Raw genomic sequence first — 19,048 nt, forward strand, 5'->3', positions numbered from 1 at the left:
CGTAGAGATGCATTTTTTGTGACAATGGTAGAACCTTTTCTGAACCATACGCATAGCGTATGGTTTTCTTTTCATAAAATAAAAACAGCAGTAAGGAGGCTAACACTCAGAAAAGTCTTACTGCTGTTTTCTATTAGAATGATCTTTAATGCGCACAGGAATTCGATACGAAACAAATATGATTATCTGTGTAATTACAAAATAAAACTACTATAGTAAAAAGAAGATAAAGACGATGATAATAAATGCATCGAATATAATTTTCTTGATGTTTTTATCAACAACATCAGGTAAGGACATAAGTATAAATCCTAGAATTAGAGTGTAGCGACATATGTTCATAATTGTTGCTGTAAACTCGATATTAAATGAAAACTTTAAAAATATACTTATAAATAAAATGACAAACGACGCAATTGCAATAAAACTGCCGTATGTAGCTATCTTTGTTACGAGACTATTTTGATTATTTTCAGCCATTGTAAAATCCTCTTATTTCATCTTAATTATTTTAAACATATCATTTTCCTGTTATTTAATAAAGTTTCTTGACACGATTGGCTGATGTAATTGATATGATTAGTTTTGAAAAATAGACAAATTAGATGCATTGATTTCACTGTTATGAGTTCATAAATAATTATTTATGATACCACGTTATTGTGAATGTTTTTATAAAAATAAAGCAAAAGTTTTATATAGTAATGAAAATCATGATACTTGTCGTTGTAGTGATTAAAATGTGATAAAATAACAAATGCTAGGATTTTTTAAAAGAGGTGAATCAAAGGATGATTGGTATAATTGGTGCCATGGAAGAAGAAGTAACAATATTAAAAAATAAATTAACACAATTAAGCGAAATTTCAGTTGCACATGTTAAATTTTATACTGGCATTTTAAAAGATAGAGAAGTAGTGATTACCCAAAGCGGCATTGGAAAAGTTAATGCTGCAATTTCTACGACATTATTAATTAATAAGTTTAAACCGGACATCATTATTAATACAGGTTCTGCTGGAGCTTTAGATGAAAGTTTAAATGTAGGTGACGTTCTTATAAGTGATGATGTAAAATATCATGATGCGGATGCAACAGCATTTGGTTATGAATATGGACAAATACCACAGATGCCGGTAGCATTTCAATCAAGTAAACCTTTAATAGAAAAAGTATCTCAAGTTGTACAACAACAACAATTAACAGCTAAAGTAGGCTTAATTGTAAGTGGTGATAGCTTTATCGGTAGTGTTGAACAACGCCAAAAAATTAAAAAAGCATTTCCAAATGCGATGGCGGTTGAAATGGAAGCAACTGCAATTGCACAAACATGTTATCAATTTAATGTACCATTTGTTGTAGTTCGTGCAGTTTCAGACTTAGCAAATGGAGAAGCGGAAATGAGCTTCGAAGCATTTTTAGAAAAAGCAGCTGTATCATCAAGTCAAACTGTTGAAGCATTAGTGTCTCAATTATAAAAAGGTAAAGGTGAGTTAAATGGGTTTAGTTCGCAAGTTTTTTATGCCGAATTCATATGTTCAATCAATATTTCAAATTGATTTAGACAAGTTAGTGGACAAAGGTGTTAAAGGTATTATTACAGATTTAGATAATACGCTAGTAGGTTGGGATGTTAAAGAACCTACAGAACGTGTTAAAGCATGGTTTAAGGAAGCTAATGAAAAAGGAATCACTATTACAATCGTGTCTAATAATAATGAGTCTCGTGTTGCTAGTTTTAGTCAGCATTTAGACATCGATTTTATTTTTAAAGCGAGAAAGCCAATGGGGAAAGCGTTTGATAAAGCAATAACTAAGATGAATATCAGACCAGATCAAACTGTTGTAATAGGTGACCAAATGCTTACTGATGTATTTGGTGGTAATCGTCGAGGTTTATATACAATTATGGTCGTTCCAGTTAAACGAACTGATGGCTTTATTACGAAGTTTAATAGATTAATTGAAAGACGATTATTACGTCATTTCAGTAAAAAAGGTTATATCACATGGGAGGAAAATTGATTGTCTGACATTTTAAAATGTATCGGTTGTGGTGCGCCACTTCAATCTGAAGATAAAAATAAACCTGGTTTTGTACCAGAGCATAATATGTTTCGTGATGACGTGATTTGCAGACGTTGTTTCCGCTTGAAAAATTATAACGAAGTTCAAGATGTAGGATTAGAAAGTGAAGACTTTTTAAAATTATTATCAGGACTTGCGGATAAAAAGGGTATTGTCGTCAATGTTGTGGATGTATTTGACTTTGAAGGATCATTTATTAATGCAGTTAAACGTATTGTCGGAAACAAAAAAATCATTTTAGCAGCAAATAAATTGGATTTATTGCCGAAACAAATTAATAAACGTCGAGTTAAAGAATGGTTAAAACGAACAGCAAGAAAATATGGTTTGGAAGCTGACGATGTCGTATTAATTTCAGCTGAAAAAGGCTGGGGCATAGACGACTTATTATCATCAATTGCGAATATTCGAGAAAATGAAGATGTGTATATTGTAGGGACAACGAATGTTGGGAAATCTACATTGATTAATAAACTGATTGAAGCTAGTGTTGGTGAAAAAGATGTAGTAACAACTTCAAGATTCCCTGGAACAACTTTAGATATGATAGATATTCCTTTAGATGAAACATCATTTATGTATGATACACCAGGTATTATTCAAGATCATCAAATGACGCATTTAGTTAGTGAAAAAGAATTGAAAATTATTATGCCTAAGAAAGAAATAAAACAACGCGTATATCAATTAAATGAGGCGCAGACATTATTCTTCGGCGGTCTAGCGCGCATAGATTATGTATCAGGTGGTAAACGTCCGTTAGTTTGTTTCTTTTCTAATGACTTGAATATACATCGTACTAAAACGGAGAAGGCCAATGATTTATGGCGTAATCAACTTGGCGATTTATTGACGCCACCTGGAAATCCACAAAATTTTGACCTTAATGAGGTAAAGGCTGTTAGACTTGAAACAGGCAAAGAGAAACGCGATGTTATGATCTCTGGTCTAGGCTTTATAACTATAGGACCAGGAGCTAAAGTAATCGTTCGTGTTCCTAAAAATGTTGATGTTGTATTAAGAAATTCTATTTTATAAGGTGATTTAAAAAATGAAATTTGCAGTTATCGGAAACCCTATTTCACATTCCTTGTCGCCCGTTATGCATAGAGCAAATTTTAATTCTTTAGGATTAGATAATACTTATGAAGCTTTAAATATTCCAATTGAAGATTTTCATTTAATTAAAGAAATTATTTCAAAAAAAGAATTAGATGGCTTTAATATCACAATTCCCCATAAAGAACGTATCATACCGTATTTAGATTATGTTGATGAACAAGCGATTAATGCAGGTGCAGTTAACACTGTTTTGATAAAAGATGGCAAGTGGATAGGGTATAATACAGATGGTATCGGTTATGTTAAAGGATTGCACAGCGTTTATCCAGATTTAGAAAATGCATACATTTTAATTTTGGGCGCAGGTGGTGCAAGTAAAGGTATTGCTTATGAATTAGCAAAATTTGTAAAGCCCAAATTAACTGTTGCGAATAGAACGATGGCTCGTTTTGAATCTTGGAATTTAAATATAAACCAAATTTCATTGGCAGATGCTGAAAAGTATTTAGCTGAATTCGATATCGTTATTAATACAACACCAGCGGGTATGGCTGGAAATAACGAAAGTATTATTAATTTAAAGCATCTTTCTCCCAATACTTTAATGAGTGATATTGTTTATATACCGTATAAAACACCTATTTTAGAGGAAGCAGAGCGCAAGGGAAACCATATTTATAATGGCTTAGATATGTTTGTTTACCAGGGTGCGGAAAGCTTTAAAATTTGGACTAATAAAGATGCTGATATTAATTCTATGAAAACAGCAGTTTTACAACAATTAAAAGGAGAATAACATATGCTTACTGGCAAACAAAAAAGATACTTAAGAAGTTTAGCACACAATATTGATCCGATTTTTCAAATTGGAAAAGGCGGTATCAACGAAAACATGATTAAACAAATAGATGATACGTTAGAAAACAGAGAATTGATAAAAGTACATGTACTACAAAATAACTTTGATGATAAAAAAGAATTAGCTGAAACATTAAGCGAAGCTACGCGTAGTGAATTAGTGCAAGTGATTGGATCTATGATAGTGATTTATAGAGAATCTAAAGAAAATAAAGAAATTGAATTGCCATAACAATGAAAAAGATAGTACTTTACGGCGGTCAGTTTAACCCTATCCATACTGCACATATGATAGTAGCTAGCGAAGTATTTCATGAATTACAGCCAGATGAATTTTATTTTTTACCTAGTTTTATGTCTCCATTGAAAAAGCACAATAATTTTATAGATGTTCAGCACAGATTAACAATGATACAGATGATTATCGACGAGCTTGGTTTTGGAGATATTTGCGACGATGAAATTAAACGTGGTGGTCAAAGTTATACCTATGACACGATCAAGGCATTCAAGGAGCAACACAAAGACAGTGAGTTGTACTTTGTTATTGGGACAGATCAGTATAACCAACTAGAGAAATGGTATCAAATTGAATACTTAAAAGAAATGGTTACTTTTGTAGTTGTAAATCGAGACAAAAATAGTCAAAATGTTGAAAATGCTATGATTGCAATTCAGATACCTAGGGTAGATATAAGTTCGACAATGATTCGACAAAGAGTTAGTGAAGGGAAGTCTATCCAAGTTCTTGTTCCTAAATCCGTTGAAAACTATATTAAGGGGGAAGGATTATATGAACATTGATAAAGCAAAACGGCTTGCAAAAGAGAAACTGCCAGAGAAACGTTATAATCATTCTTTAAGAGTTGCAGAAACAGCGATTAAATTAGCAGAAATTTATGATGGAGACACTAGTAAAGTAGAATTAGCAGGTGTATTACATGATTTCTGTAAATATGATGATTTAGGTAAAATGTATCAAATTGTTCGACAATACGAATTAGGTAATGATCTACTGAGTTATGGTAGTGAAATATTGCATGGTCCTGTGTGTGCAGCAATCATGGAACATGAATATGGTATCAATGATGAGGAAGTATTAATGGCTATCAAATACCATACTACTGGACGTCAACAAATGACAAAAACTGAAAAACTGATTTTTATTGCAGATTACATCGAACCTGGAAGAACAATCCCAGGAGTTGATGATATTCGAGATATGGCATACAATCAAGGTAGTTTAGATAAGACAATTTATGAAATTTCTAAACGCACAGTACTATTTTTAATACAGAAAGATATTACGGTATATAATAAGACGATTGACTGTTTAAATTATTATAACTATAGTGACGAAAGAATAAAGGATGATTAAATGAATTCACAAGAATTATTAGCAATTGCTGTGGATGCAATTGACAATAAAAAAGGCGAAGATACAATTTCTTTAGAAATGAAAGGTATCAGCGATATGACAGATTATTTTGTTGTAACGCACGGAAATAATGAACGACAAGTTCAAGCGATTGCTAGAGCGGTGAAAGAAGTAGCCAATGAACAAAATATAGAAGTAAAACGTATGGAAGGTTACAATGAAGCGCGTTGGATATTAATTGACTTAGCTGATGTTGTGGTACATGTTTTCCATAAAGACGAAAGAAATTATTATAATATTGAAAAGTTATATCAAGATGCACCATTAGAATCATATGGTCAGGTTGCGTATTAATTATGTTGCAATATGCAGAAATGAGCCTAGTGTACGATCAATTGACTCAAGATCAACCATATGAAAAATGGTTTGAAATTGTAAAAAATCACTGCAAAGATGAATCAAATATTTTAGATATTGGATGCGGTACTGGTAGTTTAACAGTTCAATTAGAAGCTTTAGGTAATGTTACTGGTATGGATTTAAGTGTTGATATGTTGACTGTTGCAGCTCAAAAATCAGCAAATGTAAATTGGCTTGAAGGAGATATGACATCTTTTGATTTGCAACAACAATTTGATATCATCACTATTTTTTGTGACTCTCTAAATTATTTGCAAGATGAAACTGCAGTTATTGAAACATTCATCAATGTTTATCATCATCTGACTGATTCAGGTGTATTTATTTTTGATGTACATACTGTTTATAAAATGATGACTTTGTTTAATAATCAAAGTTATATTGATGATAAAGGGGACATTTTTTTAGCATGGGATGCTGTGCAAGGAGATTTACCTTTAAGTGTTTATCATGATATGACATTTTTCATTCGACATGAAGATGAAACATATTCAAGATTTGATGAGTCTCATTTTCAGAGAACATTTGATGAAAAGACATATTTGTCTTGGTTAGCTCAAGTCGGTTTTAAACATGTTGAAACATTTACTGATTTTAATATAGATGAACATAACGAAGATGCAGAAAGATTGTTTTTCATTGCGAAAAAATAAAAGTAAAACCACTCGCTCAGACGTGTATAAAGTTGAGGAGTGGTTTTATTGTATCAATTTTTATTACGCTATAAAGATTTTTTAACTCAATGGAAGTTATATATTATAAGTGCTGTTGTTTTAATTATGGTATTAATTGGTTTTATATTCTGGAGACAAGATGATTATACTTCTAGAAATTTTGAAAATAAAGATACTGCTCTGAAACAAAGCACTAGTGAAAATAGTAGTTTGTCCAAATTAGAAGATGTCCAGGTCAAAGATGGAGATAATTCCAAAAATAAAGGTCCTGTATATGTCGATGTAAAAGGTGCTGTTAAACATCCTAATGTTTATAAAATGACATCTAAGGATAGAGTAGTTGATTTGCTTGATAAAGCACAATTATTGGATGATGCAGATGTAAGTCAAATTAATTTGTCTGAAAAATTAACAGATCAAAAAATGATTTTCATTCCTCATAAAGGACAAAAGAATGTTGAACCACAAATTGGAGTAAACAGTGTGCACGTAAAAAATGGGAACACAAATAATACTAAAGTAAATTTAAATACGGCATCTGTATCAGAATTGATGTCTGTTCCTGGAGTTGGGCAAGCGAAAGCTAATGCAATTGTTGAATATCGCAACCAACAAGGTGCATTTCAAGAAATTGACGATTTGAAAAAAGTAAAAGGTTTTGGAAGTAAAACTTTTGATAAACTGAAATCTTATTTCACGACATAATGGATTATTTTAATTGCAAATTTTATTTTTTGTGATTAATCTTATATTATTAGAAAATGTTACTAAATTTTAAGTATGGAAGGTGAACATCTTGGAAAGAATCAAATGGGAAGAATATTTTATGGCACAAAGTCATTTGCTAGCATTACGTTCAACTTGTCAAAGACTATCTGTAGGTGCAACGATTGTTAAGGATAATCGTATTATTGCTGGTGGTTATAATGGCTCTGTAGCTGGCGAGGTGCATTGTATAGATGAAGGATGTTTAATTGAAGATGGACATTGTATCAGAACGATACATGCAGAAATGAATGCTTTATTACAATGTGCAAAACAAGGTGTATCTACTGAAGGTGCAACAATCTATGTTACTCATTTTCCATGCCTAAATTGTACAAAGTCAATTATTCAAGCAGGTATAAAGCGTATCTACTATGCAGAAGATTATCATAACCATGAATATGCAACTAAGTTACTCAAACAATCTGGTATTGAATTTAAAAAAATTCCATTTTCACCAGAATATGTTGCTAAATATCTGACTAAAGGTTGATGTTTTGCTGTATGTCGCGTTATCAATGATTGTAGGAGTGCTTTGGAATTCTAGCAAAGTGCTCTCTACATTTCTTTTCATTTTACTTTTGTATATTGCTTATCGTAAAAATAAAATCGTTTATGCCCCTATTTCTCTTTTTTTAATCATTTTCTCCTCATGGTATTTACATTATTCACAACAAGCAATATTTAATTATATCAATTATATTGAACGTAATTCTCAGTTTAATGAGCGTGCTCAAGTAATCCAAATTCAACGTCAAGGTAGTGACACATATAAAGGTAGGTTGAGTTTAAAAAATGAAATATATCCTTTCTTTTTAACAAATAAAAAGAATTTTGATTTAAAGGAAATTGAAAGTCGTAATTGTATTGTTAAAGGACAATTCAAAGTTAATGACAATAAGTTTGTAACTCTTAAATTACAAAGTATAGTTGTACAAAGCTGCCTAGAATCGAACCGGTCTAATTTAATTGAGAAACATAAACAGTTTATAATGAATCGAATTTATGATTCGGGTATTAAGTTTCCGGATCGTATTATGGCATTGATTACTGGTGACGTAAAAGAAATTAATGAGCAATTTAAGGAACGTGTTAAAGAGATAGGTATATATCATTTGCTGGCAGTTAGTGGCTCGCATATAGCTGCAATTGTATTCTTAATTTACCAACCTTTAAAACGATTAAATTTACCTTTATTTGTCATTAAAGGAATTACAATCATTGTATTAGCTTTATTTGCTCAATACACAAATTATGCACCTAGTGCTGTAAGAGCTATAATAATGACAACTCTTGTACTGCTTATTACTAAGCAAATTAAAATAAAGGGTATTCAGCTATTAGCATTTGCATTTATAATTATGTTTATTTTAAATCCGCTAGTTGTTTATGATATTGGATTTCAATTTTCATTTATCATTTCATTTTTTATTATGCTACTTTTTCCTTTTTTACAGCAATTGTCAAAGTTACAATCATTATTCATAATTACGTTTATTGCACAATTAGCTTCATTTATCGTTGCCATTCCAAACTTTCATCAACTTCAATGGATGGGATTTTTATCTAATTTGATTTTTGTACCGTACTATTCGATTATATTGTTTCCGCTATCTATTTTATTCTTTATTACAAGTCATTTTATTGTGAGATTAACGCCGCTAAATTACTTGGTTGACCTAAGTTTTAATTTTCATGACTGGTTACTAGACCTATTCACAAGAATCAAGCAATCACATTTTTCTGTTCCCAAGTTTAATGATTGGATATTTATAATATTTATAATTTCTGTTTATTACATATTTTGGTTATTGTCTAAACGTAAATATATATTGGTTACGTTTTGGACTATAATTATTCTGACATTATTAATAACGTTTCCAACAAATTCACATCACAAAATTACAATGTTAAATGTGGGGCAGGGAGACAGTATTTTATATGAAGGTGGTAAGAACCAAAATGTCTTGATTGATACAGGTGGGAAAGTGATTAATGATACTAAACAACCTAGTTATTCAATTTCTAAATATCATATTTTACCAACGCTAAATGAAAGAGGGATAAATGAATTAGAGTATCTAATTTTAACACATCCACACAATGACCATATTGGTGAATTGGAATATATTATTAGTCATATTAAAATTAAACATATAGTGATATACAATAAGGGATATAGTAGTAATACATTGATGTTATTATCGAAATTAAGCCATAAGTACAACATTAAACTTATGGATGTAAGACAAGTTAGTAGTTTTAAACTTGGAGATAGTAGTTTTCTATTTTTTGATAGTTTTATTCCAAATAGCCGAGATAAAAATGAATATTCGATTATTACTATGATTACATATCAAAATAAAAAAGTTTTATTAATGGGCGATGCTAGTAAAAATAATGAATCTTTACTACTAAAAAAATATAACTTGCCGGAGATTGATATTTTAAAAGTAGGACATCATGGGAGCAAGACAAGTAGTTCTAAAGAATTTATAGAGATGATTAAGCCTAAAATAAGTTTGATTTCTTCTGGAAAGAACAATATGTATCATCTTCCTAACATAGAAGTTGTTAAACGATTGCAAAGGATTCGCAGTCGCATTTACAATAGTCAACAAAACGGTCAAGTTACAATTGACTTAGATGATAATTTAAAAGTTGATTCAAACTCTTATGGAAATGCAAGTGGTTTATAGATACAGAAACATGATATAATCTATTGATGTGTCAAACGAATGAAAGGGTGTAATGAATGAGCGACAATATTGTAGCTATTTATGGAGATGTGCCTGAATTGGTTGAAAAACAAAGTGCAGAAATCATATCACAATTTTTGAAAAGTGATAGAGATGACTTTAACTTTGTGAAATATAATTTATACGAAACAGAGATTGCACCAATTGTTGAAGAAACATTAACATTGCCTTTCTTTTCAGATAAAAAAGCAATTTTGGTTAAAAATGCATATATATTTACAGGTGAAAAATCGCCAAAAGATATGGCTCACAATGTAGATCAATTAATAGAATTTATTGAAAAATATGATGGCGAAAATTTGATTGTCTTTGAGATATATCAAAATAAACTTGATGAAAGAAAAAAGTTAACTAAAACTCTAAAAAAGCATGCAAGGCTTAAAAAAATAGAGCAAATGTCTGAAGAAGAAATAAAAAAATGGATTCAAAGTAAATTAAATGAGAATTTCAAAGATATCAAAAGAGATGCATTAGATTTATTTATTGAGTTGACAGGTATTAACTTTAATATTGTCTCACAAGAGATAGAAAAGTTGATTTTATTTTTAGGCGATAGACCAACAATTAATAAGCAGGATGTTAATCAAATTATTAATAGAAGTTTAGAACAAAATGTATTTTTACTGACTGAATACATTCAGAAAAGAAAGAAAGAACAAGCAATTCATTTAGTAAAAGATTTAATAACTATGAAAGAAGAACCCATTAAATTACTTGCACTAATTACAAGTAATTACCGATTATTTTATCAATGTAAGATTCTGAGTCAAAAAGGATATAGTGGACAGCAAATTGCTAAAACAATAGGCGTACATCCATACAGAGTAAAATTAGCGTTAGGACAAGTAAGACATTATCAACTTGATGAATTATTGAATATTATAGATGCTTGTGCGGAAACTGATTATAAACTTAAATCATCATATATGGATAAACAGTTAATACTGGAATTATTCATTCTATCTTTATAAAAAATAAAAGTTCAAGCATGCGCTTGAACTTTTATTTAAAAAGATTATTTATTTGCAGTCATTAATTGTGATTTAATACGGTCAGCTTTGTTTGAATGTATTAAATTACTTTGAGCAGCTTTGTCTACTAACTTAACTGCTAAGCTTACTAATTCATTTTTATTATCAGCGTTATTTGAAACAGCTGTTTTAGCGTTTTTAACTGCTGTACGCATTGCACTCTTTTGTGAAATGTTGCGTGCTTCAGCTTTTTCAGTTGTTTTTACACGTTTAATTGCAGATTTGATATTTGCCATTTCTGTCACCTCCTAAAAGTGAGTTCATCTTATCAAAATTTTATTTGATTACAACAAGAAATATTTTAACAAAAGTCTAACCGTTGTGCAATCATTTATTTGATGGGGTTAGCTTAAAATTTTGCAGATTTATTAAATTGTGTTGGAAACACAATCAATACGTTTTATAATTATAAGTACGTAATTAACATATTAACATATCGCAAGTATGTATTTAAATAAAGATTGTTATAATTTCAAAGTTCATCCAAGATTATGGCGTTTGCATTTACCTATTAAAAACGTTATTATATCAAAGATGCGAAAGATAATACGGGTTTATTTTATGAAAGTGAGAAGGATAAAATGGATAATGAGCAACGCTTAAAAAGAAGAGAGAATATAAGGAATTTCTCGATTATAGCACATATTGACCACGGAAAATCTACATTGGCTGATAGAATTTTAGAAAATACCAAATCAGTTGAAACAAGAGATATGCAAGATCAGTTACTAGATTCAATGGATTTAGAAAGAGAACGTGGTATTACAATCAAATTAAACGCAGTACGTTTAAAGTACGAAGCTAAAGATGGAAATACTTATACATTCCATTTAATCGATACGCCTGGACATGTCGATTTTACATATGAAGTGTCACGTTCTTTGGCAGCTTGTGAGGGCGCGATTTTAGTAGTAGATGCGGCTCAAGGTATCGAAGCACAAACATTAGCAAATGTTTATTTGGCATTAGATAATGAGTTAGAGTTATTGCCTGTAATTAACAAAATTGATTTACCTGCTGCAGAACCTGAACGCGTGAAACAAGAAATTGAAGATATGATAGGTTTAGACCAAGACGATGTTGTTTTAGCAAGTGCTAAATCTAATATTGGAATTGAAGAGATACTTGAGAAAATAGTTGAAGTTGTGCCAGCTCCAGATGGTGACCCAGAAGCACCACTAAAAGCGTTAATATTTGATTCTGAGTATGATCCATATAGAGGGGTAATTTCATCGATAAGAATTGTAGACGGTGTTGTTAAAGCCGGAGATAAAATTCGAATGATGGCCACTGGTAAAGAGTTCGAAGTAACAGAAGTTGGAATTAATACACCTAAGCAGCTTCCAGTTGATGAATTAACAGTTGGTGATGTTGGTTATATTATTGCAAGTATTAAAAATGTTGATGATTCTAGGGTTGGTGACACAATCACATTAGCTAGTAGACCTGCATCAGAACCATTGCAAGGTTATAAGAAAATGAATCCAATGGTATATTGCGGACTGTTCCCGATAGATAACAAAAATTATAATGATTTAAGAGAAGCATTAGAAAAATTACAATTGAATGATGCATCATTAGAATTTGAGCCTGAATCATCACAAGCATTAGGTTTTGGTTATAGAACTGGTTTCTTAGGTATGTTACACATGGAAATAATTCAAGAAAGAATTGAAAGAGAATTTGGCATTGAATTAATTGCAACCGCACCATCTGTAATTTATCAATGTATTTTAAGGGACGGTTCAGAAGTGACGGTTGATAACCCAGCACAAATGCCAGATCGTGATAAAATTGATAAAATATTTGAGCCATATGTTCGTGCAACTATGATGGTTCCAAATGACTATGTAGGGGCAGTAATGGAATTATGTCAACGTAAACGTGGACAATTTATAAATATGGACTATTTAGATGATATTCGTGTAAATATTGTTTATGAATTACCTTTAGCTGAAGTTGTATTTGATTTCTTCGATCAACTTAAATCTAATACCAAAGGATATGCATCATTTGATTATGAGTTCATCGAAAATAAAGAAAGTAATTTAGTGAAGATGGATATTTTATTAAACGGTGATAAAGTGGATGCTCTAAGCTTTATAGTTCATAGAGATTTTGCATATGAACGTGGTAAAGCATTAGTTGAAAAACTTAAAACGTTAATTCCAAGACAGCAATTTGAAGTACCTGTACAGGCTGCAATAGGACAAAAAATTGTAGCACGTACAAATATTAAATCAATGGGTAAAAACGTTTTAGCTAAATGTTATGGCGGTGACATAAGCCGTAAACGTAAATTACTTGAAAAACAAAAAGCAGGTAAAGCTAAGATGAAAGCAGTTGGTAATGTTGAAATTCCACAGGATGCTTTCTTGGCTGTATTGAAAATGGATGACGAATAATTTTTAAAAATCAATTAACAATTTACAATGAATAAAGTTTAATAACTAAAAAGAGGGAGCCTAGGATAAATTAACGTCCTGGGCTTTACAATGTTATATTGGCAGTCATCGACCGAGTTAGAATGAGCTTATAACAATGGGGCCCCAACACAGAAGCTGACGAAAAGTCAGCTTACAATAATGTGCAAGTTGGGGATGGGCCCCAACACAGAGGAATTGGATTTCCAATTTCTACGGACAATGCAAGTTCGCGGGGCCCCAACATAAACAGGCTGGGACATAATTCAATGTTCTATGCTCTACGAAGTTATATTGGCAGTAGTTGACTGAATGAAAATGCGCTTGCAACAAGCTTTTTTTCAATTCTAGTCAACCTTGCCGGCGGGGCCCCAACACAGAGAAATTGGATTTCCAATTTCTACAGACAATGCAAGTTGGGGTGGGGCCCCAACATAAAGAAATACTTATTCTTTAGAAATTAGTATTTCTTATGCATGAATTTAACTCATGTAATTCTATTTTTAAGTACATATTACCTCTGGCTAATGTGTAAGAGCCACTACATAATAAATCATTAGTGGTTCTTTATTATTTCTATCTCACTCTCTCCTAACATTTATAAATATTAAAGTGAATCGATATATTAGACAATCATTGATTAAACGTTAAAGTTAAAAGTAAGAATAATTGCAGATAGTCCAACAGGATATAGCCAATTGGATAAAAAGTCTGAGAAGCGGGGCATTAAAATGACGGTACAAAGTGCATATATACATATTCCATTTTGTGTAAGAATATGTACATATTGTGATTTCAATAAATATTTTATACAGAATCAACCTGTAGATGAGTACTTAGATGCACTAATCACAGAAATGTCTACAGCAAAATATAGGAACTTAAAGACCATGTATGTAGGTGGCGGCACACCAACGGCCCTTTCTATTAATCAGTTGGAAAGATTACTTAAAGCAATACGTGATACGTTTACAATCACAGGCGAGTATACATTTGAAGCAAATCCTGATGAGTTAACTAAAGAGAAAGTCCAACTATTAGAGAAATATGGAGTAAACAGAATTTCAATGGGCGTTCAAACATTCAAGCCGGAGTTATTGTCTGTTTTAGGTAGAACGCACAATACTGAAGATATTTACACTTCGGTGTTAAATGCTAAAAACGCAGGTATTAAATCAATCAGTTTAGATTTAATGTATCATTTACCGAAACAGACGATTGAAGATTTTGAACAAAGCTTAGATCTAGCTTTAGATATGGAAATTCAACATATTTCGAGTTACGGCTTAATACTTGAACCTAAAACCCAATTTTATAATATGTATAGAAAAGGTTTGCTCAAACTTCCTAATGAGGATTTAGGTGCTGACATGTATCAGTTGCTGATGTCTAAGATAGAACAATCTCCTTTCCATCAATACGAAATATCTAATTTTGCATTAGATGGCCATGAATCAGAACATAATAAGGTTTACTGGTTTAATGAGGAATATTATGGATTTGGAGCAGGTGCAAGTGGTTATGTAGATGGTGTTCGTTATACGAATATCAATCCAGTGAATCATTATATCAAAGCTATAAATAAAGAAAATAAAGCAATTTTAGTATCAAATAAACCTTCTTTGACTGAGAGAATGGAAGAAGAAATGTTTCTTGGGTTGCGTTTAAATGAAGGTGTGAGTAGTAGAAGGTTCAAAAAGAAGTTTGACCAATCTATTGAAAGTGTCTTTGGTCAAACAATAAATAATTTAAAAGAGAAGAAATTAATTGTAGAAAAGAACGATGCGATTGCACTTACAAATCGAGGGAAAGTCATTGGTAATGAGGTTTTTGAAGCTTTCCTGATAAATGATTAAAAAAATTTGAAATTTCGAGTCTTTAACATTGACTTACTTTGACCAATTTGATAAATTATAATTAGCACTTGAGATAAGTGAGTGCTAATGAGGTGAAAACATGATTACAGATAGGCAATTGAGTATATTAAACGCAATTGTTGAGGATTATGTTGATTTTGGACAACCCGTTGGTTCTAAAACACTAATTGAGCGACATAACTTGAATGTTAGTCCTGCTACAATTAGAAATGAGATGAAACAGCTTGAAGATTTGAACTATATCGAAAAGACGCATAGTTCTTCAGGGCGTTCGCCATCACAATTAGGTTTTAGGTATTATGTCAATCGTTTACTTGAACAAACATCTCATCAAAAAACAAATAAATTAAGACGATTAAATCAATTGTTAGTTGAGAATCAATATGATGTATCATCAGCATTGACATATTTTGCAGATGAATTATCAAATATATCTCAATATACAACTTTAGTTGTTCATCCTAATCATAAACAAGATATTATCAATAATGTACATTTGATTCGTGCTAATCCTAATTTAGTTATAATGGTTATCGTATTTTCATCAGGTCATGTTGAGCATGTACATCTTGCTTCAGACATACCGTTTAGTAATGATAAACTAAATACAATATCAAATTTTGTTACTAACAAATTAACTGAGTTTAATCAGAATTTACAAGATGATATTGTCTCTTTTGTTCAATCAGAGCAGGAAGAAATATTTATCAATAAATTGTTAAATACGATGAATAATCATATTTCTAATCAAAGTAATAGCATTTATATGGGTGGAAAGGTTAAACTTATTGATGCATTGAATGAAACTAATGTATCTTCAATTCAGCCCATTCTACAATATATAGAATCAAATAGAATTGCAGAATTATTACAAGATATATCTTCACCAAATATTAATGTAAAAATTGGTAATGAAATTGATGACAGCTTAAGTGATATTTCAATTGTAACAAGTCAATATCATTTTGATGAAACGTTAAAAGGTCAAATCGCTGTGATTGGACCTACAGCTATGCATTATCAAAATGTCATTCAATTATTAAATAGAATTTGGTAATGATGGATTAGAAAGTATTGGAGGACAGAAAATGACAAATAAAGACGAATCAGTTGAAAAAAACACTGAATCAACAGTTGAAGAAACAAACGTCAAACAAAATATTGATGATTCAGTTGAACAAACTGAAGAAAGTAAAGGTCATTTACAAGATGAAGCAATAGAAGAAACGTCTGACGAGAATGTTATTGAAGAAATAGATCCAAAAGATCAAAAAATTAATGAACTTCAACAATTAGCAGATGAAAACGAAGAGAAATATTTAAGGCTCTACGCTGAGTTTGAAAATTATAAGCGTAGAATTCAAAAAGAAAATGAAATAAATAAAACATATCAAGCACAACGTGTGTTAACAGATATTTTACCAGCAATAGACAATATAGAACGTGCACTTCAAATTGAAGGTGATGATGAGACTTTTAAATCTCTTCAAAAAGGTGTACAAATGGTGCATGAAAGTTTGATTAACGCACTAAAAGATAATGGTCTTGAAGTTATTAAAACTGAAGGTGAAGCATTTGATCCAAATATTCACCAAGCTGTAGTTCAAGATGATAACCCTGATTTTGAATCTGGCGAAATCACTCAAGAACTACAAAAAGGATACAAGCTTAAAGATAGAGTATTAAGACCATCAATGGTCAAAGTAAACCAATAACTTAAATTTGGCGAAACGACATTGTTTAAAATCAAATTAATTTAATGATTAAATGGAGGAATTTTATTATGAGTAAAATTATTGGTATAGACTTAGGTACAACAAATTCATGTGTAACAGTATTAGAAGGCGATGAGCCAAAAGTAATTCAAAATCCTGAAGGTTCACGTACAACACCATCTGTTGTAGCTTTCAAAAATGGAGAAACTCAAGTTGGTGAAGTAGCTAAACGTCAAGCTATTACAAACCCAAATACTGTTCAATCTATTAAACGTCATATGGGTACTGATTATAAAGTAGATATTGAAGGTAAATCATACACACCACAAGAAATCTCAGCTATGATTTTACAAAACTTAAAAAATACAGCTGAAAGCTATTTAGGTGAGAAAGTTGACAAAGCTGTAATTACAGTACCTGCATACTTTAACGACGCTGAACGTCAAGCAACTAAAGATGCTGGTAAAATTGCTGGTTTAGAAGTTGAGCGTATCATTAATGAACCAACAGCTGCAGCATTAGCATATGGTTTAGACAAAACTGATAAAGATGAAAAAGTTCTTGTTTTTGACTTAGGTGGCGGTACATTTGACGTATCTATCCTAGAATTAGGTGACGGTGTATTCGAAGTACTATCAACAGCCGGTGACAACAAACTTGGCGGTGATGATTTTGACCAAGTAATTATTGACTACCTAGTTGCAGAATTCAAAAAGGAAAATGGCGTAGACTTATCTCAAGATAAAATGGCATTACAACGTTTGAAAGATGCTGCTGAAAAAGCTAAAAAAGACTTATCAGGTGTATCACAAACTCAAATCTCATTACCATTTATCTCAGCTGGTGAAAACGGTCCATTACACTTAGAAGTAAACTTAACTCGTTCTAAATTTGAGGAATTATCAGATTCATTAATTAGAAGAACAATGGAACCTACACGCCAAGCAATGAAAGACGCTGGCTTAACAAATTCAGATATCGATGAAGTTATCTTAGTTGGTGGATCAACTCGTATTCCAGCGGTACAAGAAGCTGTCAAAAAAGAAATCGGTAAAGAACCTAACAAAGGTGTAAACCCAGACGAAGTAGTGGCAATGGGAGCTGCAATCCAAGGTGGCGTTATCACAGGTGACGTTAAAGACGTAGTATTATTAGACGTAACACCACTATCTTTAGGTATTGAAATTTTAGGTGGACGTATGAATACGTTAATTGAACGTAACACTACGATTCCTACATCTAAATCTCAAATCTATTCAACAGCAGTAGATAATCAACCATCAGTAGATGTACACGTATTACAAGGTGAACGTCCAATGGCTGCGGATAATAAAACACTTGGTAGATTCCAATTGACTGATATTCCACCAGCTGAACGTGGTAAACCTCAAATTGAAGTAACGTTTGATATCGATAAAAACGGTATTGTAAATGTAACTGCAAAAGACTTAGGTACAAATAAAGAACAAAGAATTACAATTCAATCAAGTTCTTCATTATCAGACGAAGAAATCGACCGTATGGTAAAAGATGCTGAAGTTAACGCTGAAGCAGATAAAAAACGTCGTGAAGAAGTAGACTTAAGAAACGAAGCTGACAGCCTAGTATTCCAAGTTGAAAAAACTTTAACTGATTTAGGCGAAAATATCGGTGAAGAAGATAAAAAATCTGCTGAAGAGAAAAAAGACGCTCTTAAAACTGCTTTAGAAGGTCAAGATATAGAAGATATTAAATCTAAAAAAGAAGAACTTGAAAAAGTGATTCAAGAATTATCAGCAAAAGTATATGAGCAAGCGGCTCAACAGCAACAACAAGCACAAGGTGCTAATGCTGGTCAAAACAACGATAGTACTGTAGAAGATGCTGAATTTAAAGAAGTAAAAGACGACGACAAAAAATAATTAAACAATACAATTAGAATGTTGTCATGATCTGAAAAGTCAAAGTCAATAGAACATTGGCTTTGGCTTTTTATTTGGATAGTATGACATATTACGT

General features: G+C 31.5%; 20 protein-coding genes. 18 read left to right on the forward strand and 2 right to left on the reverse strand.

Going from position 1 to position 19,048, the window contains the following annotated elements:
- Positions 1–210: 210 nt before the first annotated feature.
- Complete coding sequence (locus tag ACXQH5_RS00005) at positions 211–480, reverse strand: hypothetical protein (protein WP_000829750.1); 270 nt, start codon at positions 478–480, stop codon at positions 211–213.
- Between the two features lie 311 nt (positions 481–791).
- On the opposite strand from ACXQH5_RS00005, the gene mtnN reads away from it, so the two are divergent.
- From mtnN to holA, 13 genes are all read left to right on the forward strand, one after another.
- Positions 792–1,478 (forward strand): 5'-methylthioadenosine/S-adenosylhomocysteine nucleosidase, encoded by a 687-nt coding sequence (mtnN, locus tag ACXQH5_RS00010; protein ID WP_000579267.1) that lies wholly within the window; start codon positions 792–794, stop codon positions 1,476–1,478.
- A 19-nt stretch (positions 1,479–1,497) separates the two neighbouring features.
- Entirely contained in the window at positions 1,498–2,025 is a 528-nt protein-coding gene (locus tag ACXQH5_RS00015) for a YqeG family HAD IIIA-type phosphatase (protein WP_000524902.1), read from the forward strand.
- Complete coding sequence (gene yqeH / locus ACXQH5_RS00020; RefSeq protein ID WP_001280141.1) at positions 2,026–3,126, forward strand: ribosome biogenesis GTPase YqeH; 1,101 nt, start codon at positions 2,026–2,028, stop codon at positions 3,124–3,126.
- Between the two features lie 13 nt (positions 3,127–3,139).
- Positions 3,140–3,946 carry a shikimate dehydrogenase gene (gene aroE / locus ACXQH5_RS00025; protein ID WP_000666767.1) on the forward strand — a complete coding sequence of 269 codons (807 nt, stop codon included), beginning with the start codon at positions 3,140–3,142 and terminating at the stop codon, positions 3,944–3,946.
- A gap of 3 nt (positions 3,947–3,949) precedes the next feature.
- Complete coding sequence (yhbY, locus tag ACXQH5_RS00030; RefSeq protein ID WP_000955235.1) at positions 3,950–4,240, forward strand: ribosome assembly RNA-binding protein YhbY; 291 nt, start codon at positions 3,950–3,952, stop codon at positions 4,238–4,240.
- Between the two features lie 2 nt (positions 4,241–4,242).
- On the forward strand, positions 4,243–4,812 hold the full coding sequence (gene nadD / locus ACXQH5_RS00035) for a nicotinate (nicotinamide) nucleotide adenylyltransferase (RefSeq protein WP_000725167.1): 570 nt from the start codon (positions 4,243–4,245) through the stop codon (positions 4,810–4,812).
- Positions 4,802–5,386, forward strand: a complete 585-nt coding sequence (gene yqeK, locus ACXQH5_RS00040) for a bis(5'-nucleosyl)-tetraphosphatase (symmetrical) YqeK (protein ID WP_001017838.1) — start codon at positions 4,802–4,804, stop codon at positions 5,384–5,386. Before nadD ends, yqeK begins: the two co-directional genes overlap by 11 nt.
- Positions 5,387–5,740, forward strand: coding sequence for a ribosome silencing factor (gene rsfS, locus ACXQH5_RS00045; protein WP_001088020.1), 354 nt, complete (start codon positions 5,387–5,389; stop codon positions 5,738–5,740). It begins immediately after the preceding gene.
- A gap of 2 nt (positions 5,741–5,742) precedes the next feature.
- On the forward strand, positions 5,743–6,459 hold the full coding sequence (locus tag ACXQH5_RS00050; RefSeq protein WP_000942456.1) for a class I SAM-dependent DNA methyltransferase: 717 nt from the start codon (positions 5,743–5,745) through the stop codon (positions 6,457–6,459).
- 39 nt (positions 6,460–6,498) lie between these two features.
- Positions 6,499–7,185: a ComEA family DNA-binding protein gene (locus ACXQH5_RS00055; RefSeq protein WP_078055782.1), complete on the forward strand. Its 687-nt coding sequence runs from the start codon at positions 6,499–6,501 to the stop codon at positions 7,183–7,185.
- 91 nt (positions 7,186–7,276) lie between these two features.
- Positions 7,277–7,738 (forward strand): ComE operon protein 2, encoded by a 462-nt coding sequence (locus ACXQH5_RS00060; RefSeq protein WP_000439693.1) that lies wholly within the window; start codon positions 7,277–7,279, stop codon positions 7,736–7,738.
- A gap of 4 nt (positions 7,739–7,742) precedes the next feature.
- A complete protein-coding gene (locus tag ACXQH5_RS00065; RefSeq protein ID WP_000967504.1) occupies positions 7,743–9,944 on the forward strand; it encodes a DNA internalization-related competence protein ComEC/Rec2 in 2,202 nt (733 codons plus the stop codon).
- A gap of 56 nt (positions 9,945–10,000) precedes the next feature.
- A complete protein-coding gene (holA, locus tag ACXQH5_RS00070; RefSeq protein WP_001282570.1) occupies positions 10,001–10,975 on the forward strand; it encodes a DNA polymerase III subunit delta in 975 nt (324 codons plus the stop codon).
- 44 nt (positions 10,976–11,019) lie between these two features.
- Here the strand turns inward: holA and rpsT are convergent, their stop codons facing one another.
- A complete protein-coding gene (rpsT, locus tag ACXQH5_RS00075) occupies positions 11,020–11,271 on the reverse strand; it encodes a 30S ribosomal protein S20 (protein WP_001274017.1) in 252 nt (83 codons plus the stop codon).
- Positions 11,272–11,616: 345 nt separating this feature from the next.
- On the opposite strand from rpsT, the gene lepA reads away from it, so the two are divergent.
- From lepA to dnaK, 5 genes are all read left to right on the forward strand, one after another.
- On the forward strand, positions 11,617–13,440 hold the full coding sequence (gene lepA, locus ACXQH5_RS00080; protein ID WP_000368338.1) for a translation elongation factor 4: 1,824 nt from the start codon (positions 11,617–11,619) through the stop codon (positions 13,438–13,440).
- Positions 13,441–14,189: 749 nt separating this feature from the next.
- Complete coding sequence (hemW, locus tag ACXQH5_RS00085) at positions 14,190–15,314, forward strand: radical SAM family heme chaperone HemW (RefSeq protein WP_000218109.1); 1,125 nt, start codon at positions 14,190–14,192, stop codon at positions 15,312–15,314.
- Between the two features lie 100 nt (positions 15,315–15,414).
- Positions 15,415–16,392 (forward strand): heat-inducible transcriptional repressor HrcA, encoded by a 978-nt coding sequence (hrcA, locus tag ACXQH5_RS00090; RefSeq protein ID WP_000627148.1) that lies wholly within the window; start codon positions 15,415–15,417, stop codon positions 16,390–16,392.
- 31 nt (positions 16,393–16,423) lie between these two features.
- Entirely contained in the window at positions 16,424–17,050 is a 627-nt protein-coding gene (gene grpE / locus ACXQH5_RS00095; protein WP_000182221.1) for a nucleotide exchange factor GrpE, read from the forward strand.
- A 68-nt stretch (positions 17,051–17,118) separates the two neighbouring features.
- Positions 17,119–18,951 carry a molecular chaperone DnaK gene (dnaK, locus tag ACXQH5_RS00100; RefSeq protein ID WP_000034716.1) on the forward strand — a complete coding sequence of 611 codons (1,833 nt, stop codon included), beginning with the start codon at positions 17,119–17,121 and terminating at the stop codon, positions 18,949–18,951.
- Positions 18,952–19,048: the final 97 nt, after the last annotated feature.

The sequence above is a fragment of the Staphylococcus sp. SA22 genome (assembly GCF_054165785.1).

Bases quoted from the DNA above. Each gene is read 5' to 3' on its own strand.
- ACXQH5_RS00005 (WP_000829750.1), bottom strand. From the start codon at position 480: ATGGCTGAAAATAATCAAAATAGTCTCGTAACAAAGATAGCTACATAC.
- mtnN (WP_000579267.1), top strand. From the start codon at position 792: ATGATTGGTATAATTGGTGCCATGGAAGAAGAAGTAACAATATTAAAA.
- ACXQH5_RS00015 (WP_000524902.1), top strand. From the start codon at position 1,498: ATGGGTTTAGTTCGCAAGTTTTTTATGCCGAATTCATATGTTCAATCA.
- aroE (WP_000666767.1), top strand. From the start codon at position 3,140: ATGAAATTTGCAGTTATCGGAAACCCTATTTCACATTCCTTGTCGCCC.
- yhbY (WP_000955235.1), top strand. From the start codon at position 3,950: ATGCTTACTGGCAAACAAAAAAGATACTTAAGAAGTTTAGCACACAAT.
- nadD (WP_000725167.1), top strand. From the start codon at position 4,243: ATGAAAAAGATAGTACTTTACGGCGGTCAGTTTAACCCTATCCATACT.
- yqeK (WP_001017838.1), top strand. From the start codon at position 4,802: ATGAACATTGATAAAGCAAAACGGCTTGCAAAAGAGAAACTGCCAGAG.
- rsfS (WP_001088020.1), top strand. From the start codon at position 5,387: ATGAATTCACAAGAATTATTAGCAATTGCTGTGGATGCAATTGACAAT.
- ACXQH5_RS00050 (WP_000942456.1), top strand. From the start codon at position 5,743: ATGTTGCAATATGCAGAAATGAGCCTAGTGTACGATCAATTGACTCAA.
- holA (WP_001282570.1), top strand. From the start codon at position 10,001: ATGAGCGACAATATTGTAGCTATTTATGGAGATGTGCCTGAATTGGTT.
- rpsT (WP_001274017.1), bottom strand. From the start codon at position 11,271: ATGGCAAATATCAAATCTGCAATTAAACGTGTAAAAACAACTGAAAAA.
- lepA (WP_000368338.1), top strand. From the start codon at position 11,617: ATGGATAATGAGCAACGCTTAAAAAGAAGAGAGAATATAAGGAATTTC.
- hemW (WP_000218109.1), top strand. From the start codon at position 14,190: ATGACGGTACAAAGTGCATATATACATATTCCATTTTGTGTAAGAATA.
- hrcA (WP_000627148.1), top strand. From the start codon at position 15,415: ATGATTACAGATAGGCAATTGAGTATATTAAACGCAATTGTTGAGGAT.
- grpE (WP_000182221.1), top strand. From the start codon at position 16,424: ATGACAAATAAAGACGAATCAGTTGAAAAAAACACTGAATCAACAGTT.
- dnaK (WP_000034716.1), top strand. From the start codon at position 17,119: ATGAGTAAAATTATTGGTATAGACTTAGGTACAACAAATTCATGTGTA.